Consider the following 16,974-nt stretch of genomic DNA (forward strand, 5'->3'; position numbering starts at 1 on the left):
CATCATATACCAAAAAGCAACAACTATACATAAGTTACTCATTACCAATAACATGATTAAATGAAAAAGCGCCGTTATGCTTCTATTACCGTTACATTAAGAAATTGTTAAGCGCTAAAAAGCACCAATATTAGGGCTAAAATACCAGCAATGTAACGCTTACAGCGCCTGCAAAAACGCTGTCAGATTATCGCCTTGCTCCAGATTAAGTTTTTTACGCAGCCTGTAACGGGAAACGCGAAGGCTATCTGTCGAAATCCCCAGCAACGTGGCGATATCTGATGAGTCGAGATTCATTTTTAGAAGTGTAATCAAGCGCATGTCGGCAGAGGTTAGTTCGAGGCTAAACTTCTTCAGATTTTCGAGAAACTGATGGTGAACCTGTTCAAAAGCCTGTGTAAATTCTTTCCAGTTGCGCTCGTGGTTAAAGCTCTGGTTAATTTCGGCAAGAATCTGGTTCATCTGCTTTTTCTGGTCGCGTTTATCGTCCTTCACCATGGCCTGCAACGTGTTACGCAGGTTTTCCAGGAATTGATTGTGTTTAATCAGGTTAAGGGTATGGGTTGATAGTTCCCTGCTTTTTACTTCGAGCTGCTGTTTAAGCTGCTGTTCTTCCAGCTGGAGGTTTTTAAGTTCAAGGCTGGTTAAATCATGTTCGATTTCTTTTTGACGCGACAGCATTTGCTGATCTTTTAGTTTAAAGCGTTGCCTGCTGAAAATCACGAAGCCTAATACCACCAGCAAGATCAGTACAATAGTTGCTGAAACCGCGATGATTCTGTTGATCTTTTTATCATTCTGGAGCATGTTGATTTCATCTGACTTTTTGTTGATATCGTACAATACCTGCAGGAAAGCAACCTGTCTGGCCCCGTCTTCCGAATAAAGATCAAGCGTATGTCTGTATCCCAACTGTACATAGTGATAGGCGCTGTCCATTTGGTTCATCAACTCATAAGCTTTTCCAAGATCTCTGCAACACGAAGCAAGCTGGTAGCTGTTACCCATTTTAGCGGCGAGTTGCATCGCAATTTTTGTTTGAGCGACACTCTCTTTGTACCTGCCTGTTTTCCTAAGAATATCCCCCAGGTTATTAATCACCTCGATGCTCCCCAAATTGTTGTGATCTTCCTGATATAAATTGAGTGATTGCCTGAAATTAAGGTAAGCCTGGTCATACTTTTCAAGATCTTCGTAAATGCTACCCAGATTTTCGTAGATTTTAGCTGCTCCGCTTTTATCTTTAATTTGATTGTTGATTTTTAGGGCCAGATTCTGATAATAAAAGGCACTGTCATAACGCTGACGTTTTTCAAAAATCTGTCCCAAGTGCCCGAAAACAAGCGCCTCACCTTTCCTGTTCTTCTCTTTTTGATAAATGCGTAGTGCCAGGAGATAATTCTTCATGGCTTTTTCCGGTTGTTTGATGTAGTAATACAATATTCCGATATCACTCAGATTGGCAGCAAGCAACAAAGACTGATTGGTGGTATTAAAAATCTTTTCTGCCTTTAAATAAAATTCAAGCGATTGCCGGAAATGCCCCTGATTATAACAAACTTTTCCCATTTGCTGCAGGTACTGCCCTTCCTGCAGTGCATTCCCTTCTTCGATTGCTTTAGCGTATAACTTCTTAAGCTCCGTTAATGATTCGATGGCTTTCACCGAGCCCGCACCCCTGAAACTTTCGAGGGTTTCATGCTGTGCAAAACCAGTTGACGAAATAAAAATGAGGAGCAGGAATATGATGGTATACTTTATCATTTGATGATTGATAATTTTCGACAAAGAAAGGAGCTTTAGGTTAAGTTAATGTTAACACAAAAAGGCCGTCTTCCGACGGCCCTTAATAAAACACATATAATAAATAAAATTTATTTCTTCGCTGGTGCCAGGAGGCCGGGGTACAATACACCGTCGGTTTTCAAATTCAGGTTTAACAATTTCGCAATAAGGGGGGCAATATCTTCCTGCCCCATTAGGGGAATAACCGTACCTGTTTTAATTCCTTTACCAAAAGCCACAAAACCGGTTTGTATTTCTTTAAAATCTGTAGGCAGGTAACCATGTGTACCTCCGCTTGCCGGAGCAAGCATTTCGCCAGTTGCGGCAGCGCCAAAACTGAAACCCTGGTTGGCAGCCAATGCTATAAATGCATTTGGATCACCCTGGGCTTTGGTCAGCGCTTCTTTATCCAGTACATGGAACATCCGTTGAATACCCTCGGGAAGCTTACTCAATCCCTGTCTTACTATTTCAAGGCTTGCTTTATCTTTTGGGTCTTTAAGATGTAAGAATGATGAGCCACCGCTTTGCTGAAAATAGGCTTTCCAGTTTTCTTTGTTGGCATCATCATATAAACCCAGTTGGGCAAGCATTACATTTGGCTTAAACTGCGTATGGATGTCAACAAAACCATGATCACCGGTGATGATAAAAGTAGTATTTTTGCTCATTCCTGCGGCTTCAACTGCATCGACAATGGTTTTTATCGCAACATCGGCACCTACAACTGCTGATCTTACCTTGTCGCCGTCGCGCCCCTGCTCATGTTCAAAATGATCGAGCAGTGCAATATGTAAGGCCAAAAAAGATGGCTTATACCTTTTAAGGATATACGCCGCCATTCTCGATTTATTCTGATCGCTGGTATAAAAGTCAATTGAAGCGCCGAATTCACCAAATTTACCAATAGCATTGTCTTCAATTTCTTTAAACAGTTCCTTTGGATTTGATTCCTGCGACATTGCTTTGATCTCATCCTTTTTTTCGCCCTTGTCTTTCGGAAGGATGACATATTCGGGCAGGTTATAATCGATAGGGGCGCCAACTGTTACCGGCCAGCTTACGCCCGCAGTTTTTAATCCGGCATCTTTCGCTGCTGTCCAGATGGTTGGCACTTTAATATCTTTGTAATACCAGAACCATTTGCCTGAAATCCCTAAAGGCTCAACGGGTGTATTGTAGTAAATACCATGTTTAGCCGGAAGTACACCACTTACTATTGTGGTATGGGATGGGTAGGTAACGGTTGGAAAACTCCCCCTTACACCTTCAGCATAAGACCCTTTCGCCATACCCTGACGGACATTTACCATTCCCCATTGCGGATCCAAATAAAACTCAGGACGTAAACCGTCAATGCTGATCAGTACAACATGTTGCTCCTGGGCAGATGTATAGCCAAAAAAGAGACAAGCCAGGGCAAGGAAACAAAACTTCTTTATCATTAGTAATAATTTGTCGCGAAGTTATTCCTGTTGTATGCCTTTTGTGTTTAGCGGGCATTAAGAAAATGTAAGGGGAGCATAACATATAGGTTACAAAAAAATGGTGTGCGGTAATCCGCACACCATCCTTTCAAAAATTACGCTTTCCGCAGCGTGGTTTCGTAAATATTCTTTCCGGTATGATCGATAATCTTGGCGTTCAACCGGTTTTTATCGACAGAAAAGTACATAAATCCGTACTCAGATGCTTCGAATTTACTGTATGCGATACCAGAAGTTACCGGCGTAACTTCTGAACCAGCCCCAGATATAAACTGGTGCGTAACACCCGGTGTTGTGAGGTGCTGCAATGAGTGATCATGACCTGACAGGTAAACATCAACCTTGTTCTTTTCAAAAATATCAGCAAGAACCTTTCTTACTGCCAGGGTATCGTAGTTTTTAATCCTTGGCCCTACGGTGTAAATAGGGTGATGCCCAATGACCATTTTCCATTTTACGCTGGCATCTGCCTTCTTCAAGGTTTCATCCAGCCATTGAAGTTGCTTTTCAGGATGCTGGTCTTTTACCCATGGGGCATATTGCTCACTCTGGTGAAATTCGGGAATAAGCGGGCAGGTATCAATGAATACCATCAGCATTTTATCCCCATTTTTTAGGGATACTTCCTTTGAGTAGTATCTAGATGGCATTTTCCACCGCCTGCTGATTTTACTGTACCTCACCTGTGCATCGGGGTCAGAAATGTAATCATGATTACCTAAGATCGGGTACCAATCCCATTGCAGGGAATAATCGGTGTAGATATTTTCGAATGAATAATGCCACAAAGGGTCGTGCTCACTGGTTACACCTTTAGGATAAAAGTTATCGCCGAGTGAAAGTATAAAATCGTTTGGGTTTTCGGTAGCCCACTTTCCCATCTGTTTAGCTACATGCAACTGATGATCGGCGCCTACACGTCCCCAATCGCCTACCGCCAGAAAATGCGTAGAGTAATCGTCGTTAAGTTCGCTTCGGGGGGCTATATCCTCGCTATCCAGATGGGTTTCCGGTGTTTCAGCGAGGCTTTGCAAAGGAGCAAGCACGCTTGCCCCCAAAGCTGTAAAGGTTGTTGTTTTTACAAAGTCTCTTCTCTTCATGTTAATAGCCTGTATTTTGTTTCAGGTTTTTGTTTAGTACCAGTTCTGTAGCAGGTATCGGGAATATATCGCGTGACGCACCTTCATTGCCCGCTTTAAAGCCCCATTTACCCTGGTATTTGCCAAAGCGGATCAGGTCGTTTCTGCGCCAGCCTTCCCATGCCAGTTCTCTGCCGCGTTCTTCTAAAATACCATCGAGCGTTATAGTTGTTACCTGTGGTGCCTTAACCCTTGTCCTCACCCTGTTTACCAGGCTTAGGGCATCGGTTACTGATCCTCCGGTTCTCAATAAAGCTTCTGCTTTCAGCAAATATACATCTGCCAATCTAAAAACCGGCATATCGTTGTTCTGAAAACGTGTACTGCTGTTGGTATTCGGATCAGGATAAAATTTGATTGACCGCACCCCTCTCGATACACCACCAACCTCAGCACCAACGTCCATAGTTTCCGTATTGGTCAGCACAATTTCAGGTGTAAAATCCAGCTGTGCAGAACCGTTCAGAATCGGTGTGGTACCATCAGCTAAAAACTGTTTACCAGCCAGCCAGGTTGCATTACGCACGTCGCCGGTTAAATTAAAGGTATCGTAGAATTCCTTTAAGGTACACTGTGCGTTACTCGGACTAAAAGGAAGACTGTATTTGCCCCTTAAGGTACTGTGCAAGGTATAACGGGTAATGGCGTTTCCGGCCGAGTAATTCGCATCGTAAATAGCGGCAAAAATGGTTTCAGAATTTGCGGCATTGGTTGGTGAGAACAAGGTATTGTAATCGCTTACCAGTGCCATAGAAGAAGCCATAATCTTATCAGCATAGGTAATAGATTCGGCATACATGGCCTTGCCGATGTACTGCTGGGCGTTCATGTATAATTTCTGCAGTAAAGCATAAGCCATCCACTTGGTCGGGCGCCCGTAATATTCGGTGGTTACGGTTGCAGGTGCAGATAAACCATCGGCTACAGCCAGAAGTTCCTTTTCAATGTAGCTGAAAACTTCGGCTCTTGTTGATTGCTTCGGACTTTCATTGGTACCAAAAGTAGTAATGGGTACATTGCCGAACATATCCATAATATAGAAATAATAAAGTGCCCGCATTGCCCTGATTTCATTTAAGAACTGTGTTTTTGTAGGGCTGTTGGGTGATTTATCCAGGATATCCAATACCCTGTTGCAATCGCTTATTCCTGCATATCCCCATTGCCATGCTGAAAGGATAATTGGATGATCGGGCAGCCAGTTGTGTTTGTGCAGAGTTTGATATCTCCCCTGGTCATAATATCCGCCATTTCGCGCGGTAATAATGGCTTCTTCGCTGGTTAACTCATACATCCGCCAGATATCTACCCCGAAACCCGAGTTGAATTTCTGGTAAACGGTTCCTGTTGCGGCTACGAAGGCGTCTGGAGTAACTGGGAAGTTTTCACTGGTCAGCTGCGATTCTACATCCACATCCAGTTTGGTACAGCTTCCGAGCGTTAACGCCACAAGGGCTGCTGCTGTTAAATATTTTTTCATTGTATATCTTTTTAAGATGATTATAGGTTGAAGTTTAATCCGAAAATGGCCGAACGGGTTTTAGGATAGAAGTTACGGTAATCGATACCCGGTGTTTGTCCCGACATATTAATCTCAGGATCGACACCTTTATATTCGGTAATGATAAACAGGTTGTTGCCCGAAGCATATACACGCAGGCTGGTTTTACCTTTAAATTTAAAGGTATAACCAAGGGTTGCATTATCTAAGCGCAAATAAGAACCGCTTTCCAGATAACGGTCTGATACGAACTGCGCTTTATCATCGTTGATATTTTCAGTAAGTGTTTCTTTTGCGATATTAGTTTGCAGTGCATATATCGGTGCATTCATATCGGCAAGGGTGGCGTTCAGTATTTTGTTGCCGTAAACACCACGGATGAAGAAATTAAAATCGAACTGTTTGTACCTGAAAGTATTGTTCCAGCCGTATAGTAATTTTGGCTGGGCCGACCCGGTTACCGTAAAGTTTTCGAAACCCGTATTGGCGGTTGAGGCATTTCCGTTTTTATCATAGAACATCGATTTGCCGTTAGCATCTTTACCTGCATATCTCAAGGTATAGAAAGTTCCCAGTGGCAAGCCTTCCTTAATTACCTGATAACCCAAAGCACCTGATTGTCCTCTTCCTCCAACGTTTGCCGTGTAAAATTCATTGGCCTGAAACAGTTCGTTAGAAATAGAAGTAATCTCGTTTTTATTATGAGAAAGGTTAATAGCTGTATTCCAGCTGAAGCGACCGGTTTTAATTGGCGTGGTATTTAAACTAAACTCTATCCCCTTGTTGGTCATGGCACCAACATTTGCAGTAAGTACATTGAAAGGGTATTGTGTAGTCGATACGGAGTATGGTGCAATTAAATCTGTTGTCTTCTTGTTATACACATCAATTGATCCTGAAAGTTTATTGTTGAACAGGCTGAAGTCTAAACCAATGTTAGCCGTTGCTGTACGTTCCCATTTCAGGTTTGGATTATCGTTCTGAATGGGCCCAACCGCGGTTAACCATTTACCATTTGAGTAGAAGTATGACCCGCTTTGCGCACCATAAACCAAGCGGGCAGTATAAGCGTCAAAACCTACCGAGTTACCCGAAACGCCATAACCGGCACGTAGTTTAAGGTTACTTACGAAAGATACATTTTCCATAAAATCTTCGCGGTCGATGTTCCACCCTGCTGATACCGACGGGAACATTCCCCACCTGTTGTTGATACCAAAGGCCGATGAACCATCTCGGCGGATGGTGGCCTGCAACAGGTATTTTCCATCATAATCATAAATGGCTCTTCCGTAAAAGGAAATCAGGCGAAGCGTAGAAATATAAGTAGCACCGTAATTAACCACAGTCGATCCGTTTCCATTACTTAAACCCAGGTTGTTCCACAACAGGTCGTCAGATACGAAATTCTGTGCCGAGGTTTGAAAGCCATCGCCATTTCTGTTTTGCTGAAAGGAATAACCCGCCAGTAATTTCAATCCATGCTTGCCAAAGGTTTTATCGTAATTAAAATAAGCCTCGAATACCTTTTGCGTATTTTTTACCGACGAGCGTTCTGCATAACCGTTAAAACCCTGCTTTAGCATCGAAGCTCTGTTGTTGTACAGGTTTTCGGTAATCTGCTCATTTTGTACCGAAACCATTGCGTTGAAATCAAGCCCGCTTAAAATATTGGCCTTTACATTTCCGTTTATCAGATAAAGGTTTGTTTTGCCCTGATAGGTATTGTTTTCTAAGAGCGCTACGGGATTATAATAACCACCGGTTCCTGTGGTACGTGAAGGGTCTTCAGAAAAAGAGCCATCGGCTTTTCTTACCCCAACCGTTGGCAGATAGGTAAACATATTGTTGTACACCTGACTGGCAATTCTGTCGTTTGTGGTATTGCTGTTGGTGAGGTTGAGGTTTATTTTCAAACGGTTATTCAGCAGCCTTTGTTCCATATTGGCCCTTGCGATGAAGCGCTCCATACCGGAGGTTTTAATAATCCCCTGGTTATCAAAATAGTTTAAGCTTGCACCGTAGGATGAATTTTCGCCACCACCATTAAAATTCAGGTTGTGGTTATGCGAAATACCTGTGCGTGTTACTTCCTTTAACCAGTCGGTATTACTGCCGTCATCACTTATGGCATCGAGTTTTTTATTGTTGGCAGCAAGGTAAGCTCGCAATTCATCACCACTGGCCATGGGTACGCTGTTCGAAATGGTTTCAGCAGCGGCATAAGCACTATATGATAGCTTGCCCAGCCCTTTACCGGCATTTTTGGTGTTGACCATAATGACTCCATTGGCTGCTCTCGAACCGTAAATAGCGGTAGATGATGCATCCTTTAAAACTTCCATACTCGTGATATCATCAGGCGCAACCAGGTCGATCGAGGCACCAGGAACTCCGTCAATTACATAAAAGGGTTCCTGTGCACCTTCCCTGAAACTTGATGGGCCACGCAGGATAACAGCAGGCTTTTCGGTAGGGTTACCACTTCTGGTAATATTTAATCCCGCTACCTTACCTTGAAGCAATTGGCCGGGAGAGGCAATTACACCAGTGTTGAATTCATCGGGTCTTACCGAAGTAACGGCACCGGTGATCTGGCTCCGTGTGCTCTTACCATAACCTATAACCACTTCCTGCAGGTTATTGCTTTGTTCTTTCAGTTTCAAACTCAAGGCTATCTGCTTGCCTGCGGCAATGGTATAACCAGAAAGTGTGTCGCTTTGATAGCCAATTGAACTGAAAATGAAACGATAAGGGCCCCCGGCGGCCAGATTTGAGAAGCTGAACAAGCCAACACCTGATGAGGTGGTAACTACCGATTTCCGGGTGCTTTCGTTTTCGGCTTTTACCGTAACACCGGGAAGTCCTTGTCCTGAAACATCGAGGACAATGCCTTTTACCGGCACATCCTGTGCCATAACCGGACTAACCCACGCCATTATGCCTATGCATAACAAGCGCTTTAAGGTTTGTGATTTTTTTGAATACATGATAATTTGGGGATGCTGATTGGTTTATTGTTTTGTTTTTTCGATGTTGAACTCGATTTCATTTATTTTGGTAACCGTCATGTTGTTAATGAGGCAGATTAAACGGATTACGTCTTCGGCTTTTTCTTTGCTAACATCAATTTTGCCGGTATAGGTAATTTTATTGATCTCTTTCTGATCGACTGTGATGTGTACCTGGTAGGTTTCCTGTAGCAATCCGATCACTTTAGCCAGCGGAATATTTTTCATGGTGATTATATCACCGTTCCTTTGTAGCAAGGTTGTGTTTGCGAGTGTTGGTGTAACCCGGCTGATCAGTTTAACTATCGCTGTAGCCGGATTATAAAGCAATGTTGTACCGGCTTTTGAAATATAGGTTGGCGATCGTTTTAGGCTGGTGTTGGCGACTACAATGCGCCCCGTGTGGAGTTTAACAGAGACGCGCTTATGTAACAGACCTGTATTGATGGTGAACGATGTTCCGAGGGCAGTCGTTTTTAACCCGCCTGCAAATACACTAAAAGGTCGGGTTTTATCATGTGCTACTTTGAATGTTGCCTTTCCTTTTAAATACACGTTTCTTAATGTTTTGTTAAATGCCTTTTCAAATTTGATACTGGATTTTGGATAAACGGTTACTACAGATGAATCCGGTAGCTGGTAGCTGATGGATTCATGACCAGCATTACCTATCTTTTTCCAGATGGATTTTGAAGCTTTATGGTATTGTGCTAATTGAGGTTGCGACGAAGGTGGAACGGTATTGATCTTCGCGTTGCCAAAATAGAATACTATCCCCGCCACGAGCACAATGACTGCTGCCGAGGCATACTTTGTAATGCGCAGGATTTTTAATTTCCGCAACTGTTTTTGAACATCATTCTCTGCAATGGCCCGGAAAATAAACTGACGCATTTCTTCAGTTTTCCCTTTGGGCAGATCATCGTCGGCAGGGAAACCCTCCCATTCCCGGTCGCTAAAATTCTGTTCAACAAGTTTCTTTCTGCCAGATTCGGTATGGCGCACATTTGTCGGCTTCATACAGGTATTACGTATGCCAGCAAGCTTGCCCCTACGGCTTAACAATTATTTAATGTGGTTACATCAAAATAGTGAACATGTAACTTTTAAGGCGCGATAGAACCTTTCCTATATGTCCTTCTACGGTTTTAGTAGAAATACCCAGCATTTCGGCAATCTCTGCATAAGAGAGTCCGTTTTGCCTACTGAGGTTGAAAACCATTTTGCGCATGGGTGGCATAGATTCAATTTCGCGTTCGAAGTGTTTAAGCATATCGCGGCTTTCGATCATAGCCATTAAATTATCGGTAAAGGGCACCTGGGAGGAGCCATTATTATATTTTAAACGGGCAGTTTCTTTCCTCAGCTCATCAATCATTACCTGACGGGCCATGCCAAAAAGCTGAATATTCAGGGCGGTATCTTCATTTAAGGTTTTGCGTTTCTCCCATAACCTGATAAAACAAAGTTGAACCACTTCGGTGGCAATGTATTCCGATTGTGTTTTTTTGAAGATAAACTGGTAAATCTGCTTATGATAAAGTGAATAAGCATGATTGAATGCCGTCAAATCATCAGCCATTATACCGGGTACTATTTCCTTATCCATTCAGCCGACAAAATTATCGGCTTTAACTACGGGGAACTTTAAATTAATATTATGAAAATGTAAAGCTTTGGTTTCGAAGAAACATGATCATCGATCTGATGCTCGTTACAAGTAAATAAAAAAGGATAGCTATTCTCATAACTATCCTTTGAATTTAAAGCTTTCAGCCGAACAGGATTAAACAAGGTGGAATCATATTCTAACGGTAACCAAGGTTTCTCAGCTACCGCCACCTAAAAAATTAATCTCTTAAACTGAAAGATCAATTGATAGTATAACCACAAATTGTTAAAAGTGTTTTGAATGATTTAACACAACGGCATTATTTGAGGTCGTCACCTTTGGGCGCTCTAATCCCGTTCTAATGTTAGTATAACATTGATATTACACGAATCAATCTACCAATGAATTTGACTTTTGTATGAGCAAAAAATCCTGATCAGGCTGTTTTCTGGAAAAGGTTAAAACTATATTTGTAAACAGGATGATGAGGTTATTGAGAAACAAGTTATTGAGGAGTATTTTTGGCTTTGCCCTATTAGCGGTATTGGCGATCAAATTCTGCTCTTATTCCATTGCTTGTTTTTCTTCATCAGCCAATGCCTATTCGATTGAGAAAAGCGCTGAAGAAAATAAAGATAAAGAAGAAGAAGCTTTTGAGAAAGCCAAGAAGAAGATGCTTTTATACGAGGCATCCCTGATGGTTTTCGAACAAACTTTATCAGTAAATGATCAGCCTGAACGTATGGTTCCCTATCGTTTAAGAATTGGCCTCCCACCCCTTAAGGTTGTTCCTACCCCGCCCCCCGACTCCATTTCGAAAGTATAATCCGGTTTCGGCCAGATACCCTCAATTGCAAATGTCTGATATCGCGATGTCTTAAAGATTTAGCTATCGGAAACCATTAGTTTATCTATTCTTATTATTAAAAAATACAAATGAAGAATCATCATGTTGCCGGTGCATTAACACCCTGGCAAAGACTGGTACGCCTGCTTCATTACGAGCGGGGAACCATTAATTACATATACGTATATGCCGTATTGATTGGTTTAATCGGACTTTCACTCCCGCTGGGAACGAGTGCGGTTTTCAATTTACTATCCAACGGTGCAATGTACAGTTCCACTTACATCCTGATAGCCGTTATTCTGGTGGGTATAGTTGTGGGCGGAGTTTTACTGATTGGCCAGTTTACACTGGTAGAATTTCTGGAGCAAAAGATATTTGCCAAGGCGGCCATTGAATTTGCCTACCGGCTGCCCCGCATTAAAAAGAAAGCTTTGGAAGGCGAAAACCCTGCGGAACTTGTTAACCGCTTTTTTGATATATTAACCATTCAAAAAGGCTTAACCAAATTATTGGTTGATATTGTGGCAGCTGCTGTACTCATCTTTTTTAGCGTGATTCTCTTATCTTTTTATCATCCGGTATTCATGGCCTTTGGACTATTTGTGTTGGCTGCCATCATTCTGATCCTGGTTTTGTACTATCGACGCGCAATTGAAACCAGTATTGAAGAATCAGGCTATAAATATGAAGTTGTGGCCTATCTTGAAGATGTGGCTGCAGATCTGGATACTTACCGTCAGAGTGAGAGCAAACGAAAAGAAATCATTAGCCGTACGGATGCCATTACGTCAAATTATATTCAGGCAAGAAACGATCACTTTGGTATCCTTAAAAGATTTTTTTATAGTGCTGTTGCCATGCGCACCACCCTGATGGGCGCTTTACTCTTAATGGGTTCTTACTTTGTTGTGGAACGCGAAATGACTTTCGGTCAGTTTGTAGCGGCAGAAGTGATTATTGTACAAATCAGTTATGCCATTGAGAAGCTAATGACCAATTTGAACACGGTGTTTGATATGATTACGGGAAGTGAGAAACTGGCCGTTGTTACTGACCTTGAGTTAGAGGAAGGAGAACAGCACCATGGGTAAAACAAGTTTAGTAACGGCTCCGATCCAAAATTGGGAGGAACTTGGTACCAGGGCGAGCAGCAAAATTTTAGATGCGCAAGGGCCAAAACGTTTGGGTAGAATCCTGCTCTTTATTTTCGGATTTTTTGTTCTGCTGCTGTTTCTACCTTACCGCCAAACCATTCCGGGTCGGGGAACAGTGACGGCTTTACGTCCTGAAGACCGTCCACAAACCGTGCAAAACCAGATCGGCGGGCGCATTGAGCACTGGGCTGTACGCGAAGGACAGGAAGTGAAAAAAGGCGATACCATTCTGGTTATCTCTGAAACAACGCAGTCTTACTTTGATCCCGAACTTCCCGCACGTTTAAATGAACAGCTCGATGCAAAACGCGGTAGCGAAACCGCAGCGGTTCAAAAGATCGATGCAACCAAAGCGCAGATGAGGGCGATGAACGATGGTTTACACTACCAGATGAAAGCGGCAGAAAACAAAGTGCTGCAGGCAAAAAATTATGTGAGCATTGATAGCGCTGATTTATTGGCTGTACAGAAGTTTTATGAAACTACCAAAGCCCGTTTGGAACGTTATGAAACCGGTTATAAAAATGGATTATTCTCATTAACCGACATTGAAACACGTCGTTTAAAATTACAGGAAGACAATGCAAAGGTGATTAGTCAGCGCAATAAACTGGATAATTCTCAACAGAATTTATACAATGCAACCATTGAACTCGACAACATCAGAGCCAAGTATCAGGAATCGATATCTAAGGCGCAGTCAGACATGAGCACGGCAGTTTCCAGTCGCGCCAGTGCACAGGGCGACATAGCCAAATTACGCAATGACATCTCTAATCTGAATGTCCGCCGCGGTTTGTACGTGGTAAGGGCACCGCAAAGCGGATATGTGGTTAAAACTTTAAAAGCTGGTATTGGAGAAAACATAAAGGAAGGTGAATCAGTAGCTACCCTTCAACCTAAAACACCATTGGTTGCTGCCGAGCTGTATGTTAGTGCTATGGACGTGCCATTGATCCTTGATACCAGCGATGTGCGTTTGCAGTTTGAGGGATGGCCATCAGTGCAGTTTTCAGGTTGGCCCTCGGTTGCTGTGGGTACATTTGCCGGAAAAGTATTCTCTATTGACCGGGTAAGTAGTACCGGCGGAAAATACCGTGTATTAATCAGTCAGACTAATCCGGTTCCCGAAAACGATGAGCCATGGCCACCACAGCTCCGTCAGGGATCGGGTGTTTACGGGCGTATTATATTAAGGTCCGTTCCACTTTGGTACGAAATCTGGCGGCAGTTAAATGGATTTCCACCCAGTTTAGACAAAGAACCTGCACCAATTAAAGACAAAATATAACGGGGAGGTAATCAGATGCATATAAAAGTAAAGCCGCTTTTCCTCTTGATGATGTTATTTGCAGTATTGAGGGCTAATGCGCAGAACAGTATACAGCAAAAACCAGATACAGCAAAAATCTTTTCATCCGATGATTTGCAGATGATGGTTTTCAAGTACCATCCCATGATTAAACAGGCTGCATTGCTGAGCGAATCGGCAAGGGCTGTTGTATTGCAATCGCTGGGTTATTTCGACCCGGCGCTTAAAGCTGGTTTCGACAGGAAACTTTTTGGTAATACCACTTATTACAACAAGTGGACCAGTGAACTTAAAATCCCATTATGGTTGGCCGGTGCCGATTTAAAAGTCGGTTATGACCGTAACGTTGGCACCTACGTAAACCCCGAAAGCCGTACCAACAACGAGGGCTTAACGGCTGTTGGCATTAGTATACCTCTTGGACAAGGTTTGATTATCGATGCCCGACGGAATACTTTACGCCAGTCGAAAATTATGGTTCAGTATGCTGAAGCTGATAGATTAAAGGAAATCAATACCGCATGGTACGGTATTGCCAAAGACTACTGGGCGTGGTACTATGCTTACAGGCAGCATGTGCTGGTGACCGAAGGACTCGATCTCGCGCAGCGCAGGTTTGAGGCATTGAGCCGTCAAACCTTACTGGGAGACAAACCCAGTATCGACTCGGTAGAGGCTTATATCACCGTTCAGGAAAGGCAGATACAGAAGGCTAAAACGGCCATCGAGCTGCAGAATGCAAGGCTGGTTCTGTCCAACCACTTATGGAGTGAAGAAGGTAACCCGTTAGAGCTTCCTGAAGATGCTGTTCCGCAGTCCATGCCTACAGATTTTGTAAAACCCAATCCGCAATTGTTGGATACGTTAATCGGTCAGGCAGCCGACCGCCATCCTGAACTGGTAAAACTCCGCAGTAAAGGTGCGCAGCTGGCCATAGAAAAAACCTATCGCCAGGAAATGCTCAAACCCAAGCTTAACCTGATGGGAAATCTGATTTCAGGCAGAACCGGTTTTAACAGTGATATTCCCGGCTATTACGATTTCAACTGGAGCAATTACAAGATAGGCGTAGAATTTTCATTCCCTTTGTTTCTGCGTAGCGAAAGGGGAAAACTCCGCGAAGTGAAAATCAAGCAGCTGGAAAACGACCTCGATTTGCAGCAATCGGGAAGAACCATCAGAAATGGTGTAATGGCTGCTTATAACGACTTGAATGCTTACTCAGCACAGCTCACCGTGCAGATTAAGAGTGTAGAAAACCAGCAGAAACTTGTTACTGGCGAAAACCAGAAATTTAGTTTGGGGGAAAGTACCCTGTTCCTGATCAATAGCAGGGAATCAAAACTGATAGACATGAAGATTAAACAAGAGAGCATGGTCGCAAGCTATCAGAAAACACTTGCAGAGTTGTTTTACAAGGCCGGTACACGGCAGGGCTTCGGGGGTTAGGATGATATAGGAGGCTGCCACGCCTTTACATAGTAAACGTGTAGCAGCCTCTTTTTTCTACAATTCAATCACTTTAATTGATGAAGCCTTATCGTTGAATTTAGAAACATAAGAACTACCGGCAGTGAGCGTTGTACTGCTGCCGGTAAAGTTATCGCCATCATACATGATTACTTTAATACCGAATCCAAAGGAAACTGAAGAGACATCATTATCTCGGATTCCTAAAGCCAGCAAGTTAGCGGTAGTATATTCTCCGGGAGGAAGTGAGACCCCGTAACCCCCATAATTTGCATTTTGATAAAACTTAGCTGACTTGTCTAAACCAATCTGTGGAGTTCCTCCCAAAAAATCAAAATGATAGGATTGAACAACTACGCTGCCGTTTTTCAACAATAATTTTGCCTCCAATTCATAAGATTCATTGTTTTTGTAATACAGCTCATTTAAAGGGATTGTTCCGGAAATCGTATTGCCGGCACCTGGGCTAAAGCGCCAGGCAACCGCATTATAGTTGGTATTGCTGCCAAATCCTTCACCATTTGCATCAGGATCCATGTAAAACAAAATATCGCTAACATCTTTATTACTTGTAAAGGTTCCGCTTAAATTGATGGCTTGAGCAGTGCTATTGTAAGCGGCGCTCAAACTGATACCTGCAGTTGCACTTTCATAGGCCGCACCAGACGGTATAGTGTTCTGAAAAACCTCGTTCTGGTTTAATATTGCAGCATCAACTTCGGATAAGAACGTAGGCTGGCCCTTGCTGAAACTTATATTCCCAGAGCCCATTAATGACGTACCCAAAGATGGTTCTTCAGATGCATATTTAGCATGATTATGTGGCAGGTTCAACCCGTGGCCCAATTCATGCAGCATTCCACCGATATAATTGGAACTGGCGTTAGGGATTTTATCAACTGTCATATTTGCGTTGTCGAGTGCAAAGCAGTTTTTTCCTGAACCATAAAACGGCTGCCCACCGCCATCAGTTCGTTCAGGAAGCAAAATCAGCGTATGTGAAGAAGCTGAAAATTCTGCTGGATGAGCAGCTTTATAAGTATTAATTTCAGCTAATATCTTACTACCCGAACCGTATGGGTAATCGGATTGCGGCCCGGCAGCAGGAATTTCGACGAACCTGACCAAACCTGTTGAATCTACCTTTGAAAGTCCGAGGTATTTATCATATCCATAGCGTAACATTTCGGTATGTAACCAGCTTTGAAAATGGACAAACAGGGAAGTTAATCTGGTTTTGTAATCAGGCAGTGCAGGATTATCGGTTGGCACGAACATTACAATGTTCAGATTTTTAGGATTTGTAACAAAGCTTGATGTCGTCCTTGAAGTAATTTCAGATTTTGCCTGTAGTTTTGGTAGTTCTTCTGTTACTACTGTTGCTTTTTTGCATGAGAGATAGGGTAAAATAATTAAGGCTGCTGGTATCAAAGCTACTAATGTCCTTTTTTTCATGTTTTTCATACTTTTAATTTCTAAAGTTGGTTGACTGATTTCATTATAAAATAATGCGCGGTAGTACGCATTGTTCAAAATTGAAATTTGTAGCAGAAAAATAAGGGTGAAAATTCTAACGAAAAAGGTATAAAAATCCTATTTATTATCCAATAATTGATTTTCTTTAGCGTATTTTGATATTGTATCCGATGTTTT

At 42.7% G+C, this 16,974-nt stretch carries 12 protein-coding genes; 4 read left to right on the forward strand and 8 right to left on the reverse strand.

The annotated features are described in order from the left end of the window. Nucleotides 1-159: 159 nt before the first annotated feature. From AB669_RS17580 to AB669_RS17610, 7 genes are all read right to left on the reverse strand, one after another. Nucleotides 160-1,764, reverse strand: a complete 1,605-nt coding sequence (locus AB669_RS17580; protein WP_047800649.1) for a tetratricopeptide repeat protein — start codon at nt 1,762-1,764, stop codon at nt 160-162. Between the two features lie 110 nt (nt 1,765-1,874). Further along, nucleotides 1,875-3,230, reverse strand: coding sequence for an alkaline phosphatase family protein (locus AB669_RS17585; RefSeq protein WP_047800650.1), 1,356 nt, complete (start codon nt 3,228-3,230; stop codon nt 1,875-1,877). Between the two features lie 137 nt (nt 3,231-3,367). Further along, entirely contained in the window at nt 3,368-4,372 is a 1,005-nt protein-coding gene (locus AB669_RS17590) for a metallophosphoesterase (RefSeq protein ID WP_053058460.1), read from the reverse strand. Nucleotide 4,373: 1 nt separating this feature from the next. Further along, complete coding sequence (locus AB669_RS17595) at nt 4,374-5,891, reverse strand: RagB/SusD family nutrient uptake outer membrane protein (protein ID WP_047800651.1); 1,518 nt, start codon at nt 5,889-5,891, stop codon at nt 4,374-4,376. A gap of 20 nt (nt 5,892-5,911) precedes the next feature. Continuing rightward, nucleotides 5,912-8,902 carry a SusC/RagA family TonB-linked outer membrane protein gene (locus AB669_RS17600; protein ID WP_047800652.1) on the reverse strand — a complete coding sequence of 997 codons (2,991 nt, stop codon included), beginning with the start codon at nt 8,900-8,902 and terminating at the stop codon, nt 5,912-5,914. 24 nt (nt 8,903-8,926) lie between these two features. Then, nucleotides 8,927-9,943 carry a FecR family protein gene (locus AB669_RS17605; RefSeq protein ID WP_047800653.1) on the reverse strand — a complete coding sequence of 339 codons (1,017 nt, stop codon included), beginning with the start codon at nt 9,941-9,943 and terminating at the stop codon, nt 8,927-8,929. A 58-nt stretch (nt 9,944-10,001) separates the two neighbouring features. Then, nucleotides 10,002-10,532: an RNA polymerase sigma factor gene (locus AB669_RS17610; RefSeq protein ID WP_047800654.1), complete on the reverse strand. Its 531-nt coding sequence runs from the start codon at nt 10,530-10,532 to the stop codon at nt 10,002-10,004. A 484-nt stretch (nt 10,533-11,016) separates the two neighbouring features. Between AB669_RS17610 and AB669_RS17615 the strand changes: the two genes are divergently transcribed. The 4 genes from AB669_RS17615 (at nt 11,017) to AB669_RS17630 (ending at nt 15,300) form a co-directional block, all read left to right on the forward strand. Beyond that, nucleotides 11,017-11,361: a hypothetical protein gene (locus AB669_RS17615; RefSeq protein ID WP_156166775.1), complete on the forward strand. Its 345-nt coding sequence runs from the start codon at nt 11,017-11,019 to the stop codon at nt 11,359-11,361. A 110-nt stretch (nt 11,362-11,471) separates the two neighbouring features. After that, complete coding sequence (locus tag AB669_RS17620) at nt 11,472-12,476, forward strand: ABC transporter transmembrane domain-containing protein (protein WP_047800656.1); 1,005 nt, start codon at nt 11,472-11,474, stop codon at nt 12,474-12,476. Continuing rightward, nucleotides 12,469-13,830: an HlyD family secretion protein gene (locus AB669_RS17625; RefSeq protein ID WP_047800657.1), complete on the forward strand. Its 1,362-nt coding sequence runs from the start codon at nt 12,469-12,471 to the stop codon at nt 13,828-13,830. Before AB669_RS17620 ends, AB669_RS17625 begins: the two co-directional genes overlap by 8 nt. A gap of 15 nt (nt 13,831-13,845) precedes the next feature. Further along, a complete protein-coding gene (locus AB669_RS17630; protein ID WP_053058461.1) occupies nt 13,846-15,300 on the forward strand; it encodes a TolC family protein in 1,455 nt (484 codons plus the stop codon). A 57-nt stretch (nt 15,301-15,357) separates the two neighbouring features. Here AB669_RS17630 and AB669_RS17635 read toward each other — a convergent pair whose 3' ends face one another. Next, nucleotides 15,358-16,776: a hypothetical protein gene (locus AB669_RS17635; protein WP_197082429.1), complete on the reverse strand. Its 1,419-nt coding sequence runs from the start codon at nt 16,774-16,776 to the stop codon at nt 15,358-15,360. Nucleotides 16,777-16,974 lie beyond the last annotated feature (198 nt).

This window comes from Pedobacter sp. BMA (assembly GCF_001027745.1).
Lineage (GTDB): Bacteria > Bacteroidota > Bacteroidia > Sphingobacteriales > Sphingobacteriaceae > Pedobacter.

Coding starts and splice junctions, on each gene's coding strand:
- AB669_RS17630 (WP_053058461.1), top strand. CDS start 13,846: ATGCATATAAAAGTAAAGCCGCTTTTCCTCTTGATGATGTTATTTGCA.
- AB669_RS17580 (WP_047800649.1), bottom strand. CDS start 1,764: ATGATAAAGTATACCATCATATTCCTGCTCCTCATTTTTATTTCGTCA.
- AB669_RS17635 (WP_197082429.1), bottom strand. CDS start 16,776: ATGAAAAAAAGGACATTAGTAGCTTTGATACCAGCAGCCTTAATTATT.
- AB669_RS17605 (WP_047800653.1), bottom strand. CDS start 9,943: ATGAAGCCGACAAATGTGCGCCATACCGAATCTGGCAGAAAGAAACTT.
- AB669_RS17595 (WP_047800651.1), bottom strand. CDS start 5,891: ATGAAAAAATATTTAACAGCAGCAGCCCTTGTGGCGTTAACGCTCGGA.
- AB669_RS17620 (WP_047800656.1), top strand. CDS start 11,472: ATGAAGAATCATCATGTTGCCGGTGCATTAACACCCTGGCAAAGACTG.
- AB669_RS17610 (WP_047800654.1), bottom strand. CDS start 10,532: ATGGATAAGGAAATAGTACCCGGTATAATGGCTGATGATTTGACGGCA.
- AB669_RS17600 (WP_047800652.1), bottom strand. CDS start 8,902: ATGTATTCAAAAAAATCACAAACCTTAAAGCGCTTGTTATGCATAGGC.
- AB669_RS17625 (WP_047800657.1), top strand. CDS start 12,469: ATGGGTAAAACAAGTTTAGTAACGGCTCCGATCCAAAATTGGGAGGAA.
- AB669_RS17615 (WP_156166775.1), top strand. CDS start 11,017: ATGATGAGGTTATTGAGAAACAAGTTATTGAGGAGTATTTTTGGCTTT.
- AB669_RS17585 (WP_047800650.1), bottom strand. CDS start 3,230: ATGATAAAGAAGTTTTGTTTCCTTGCCCTGGCTTGTCTCTTTTTTGGC.
- AB669_RS17590 (WP_053058460.1), bottom strand. CDS start 4,372: ATGAAGAGAAGAGACTTTGTAAAAACAACAACCTTTACAGCTTTGGGG.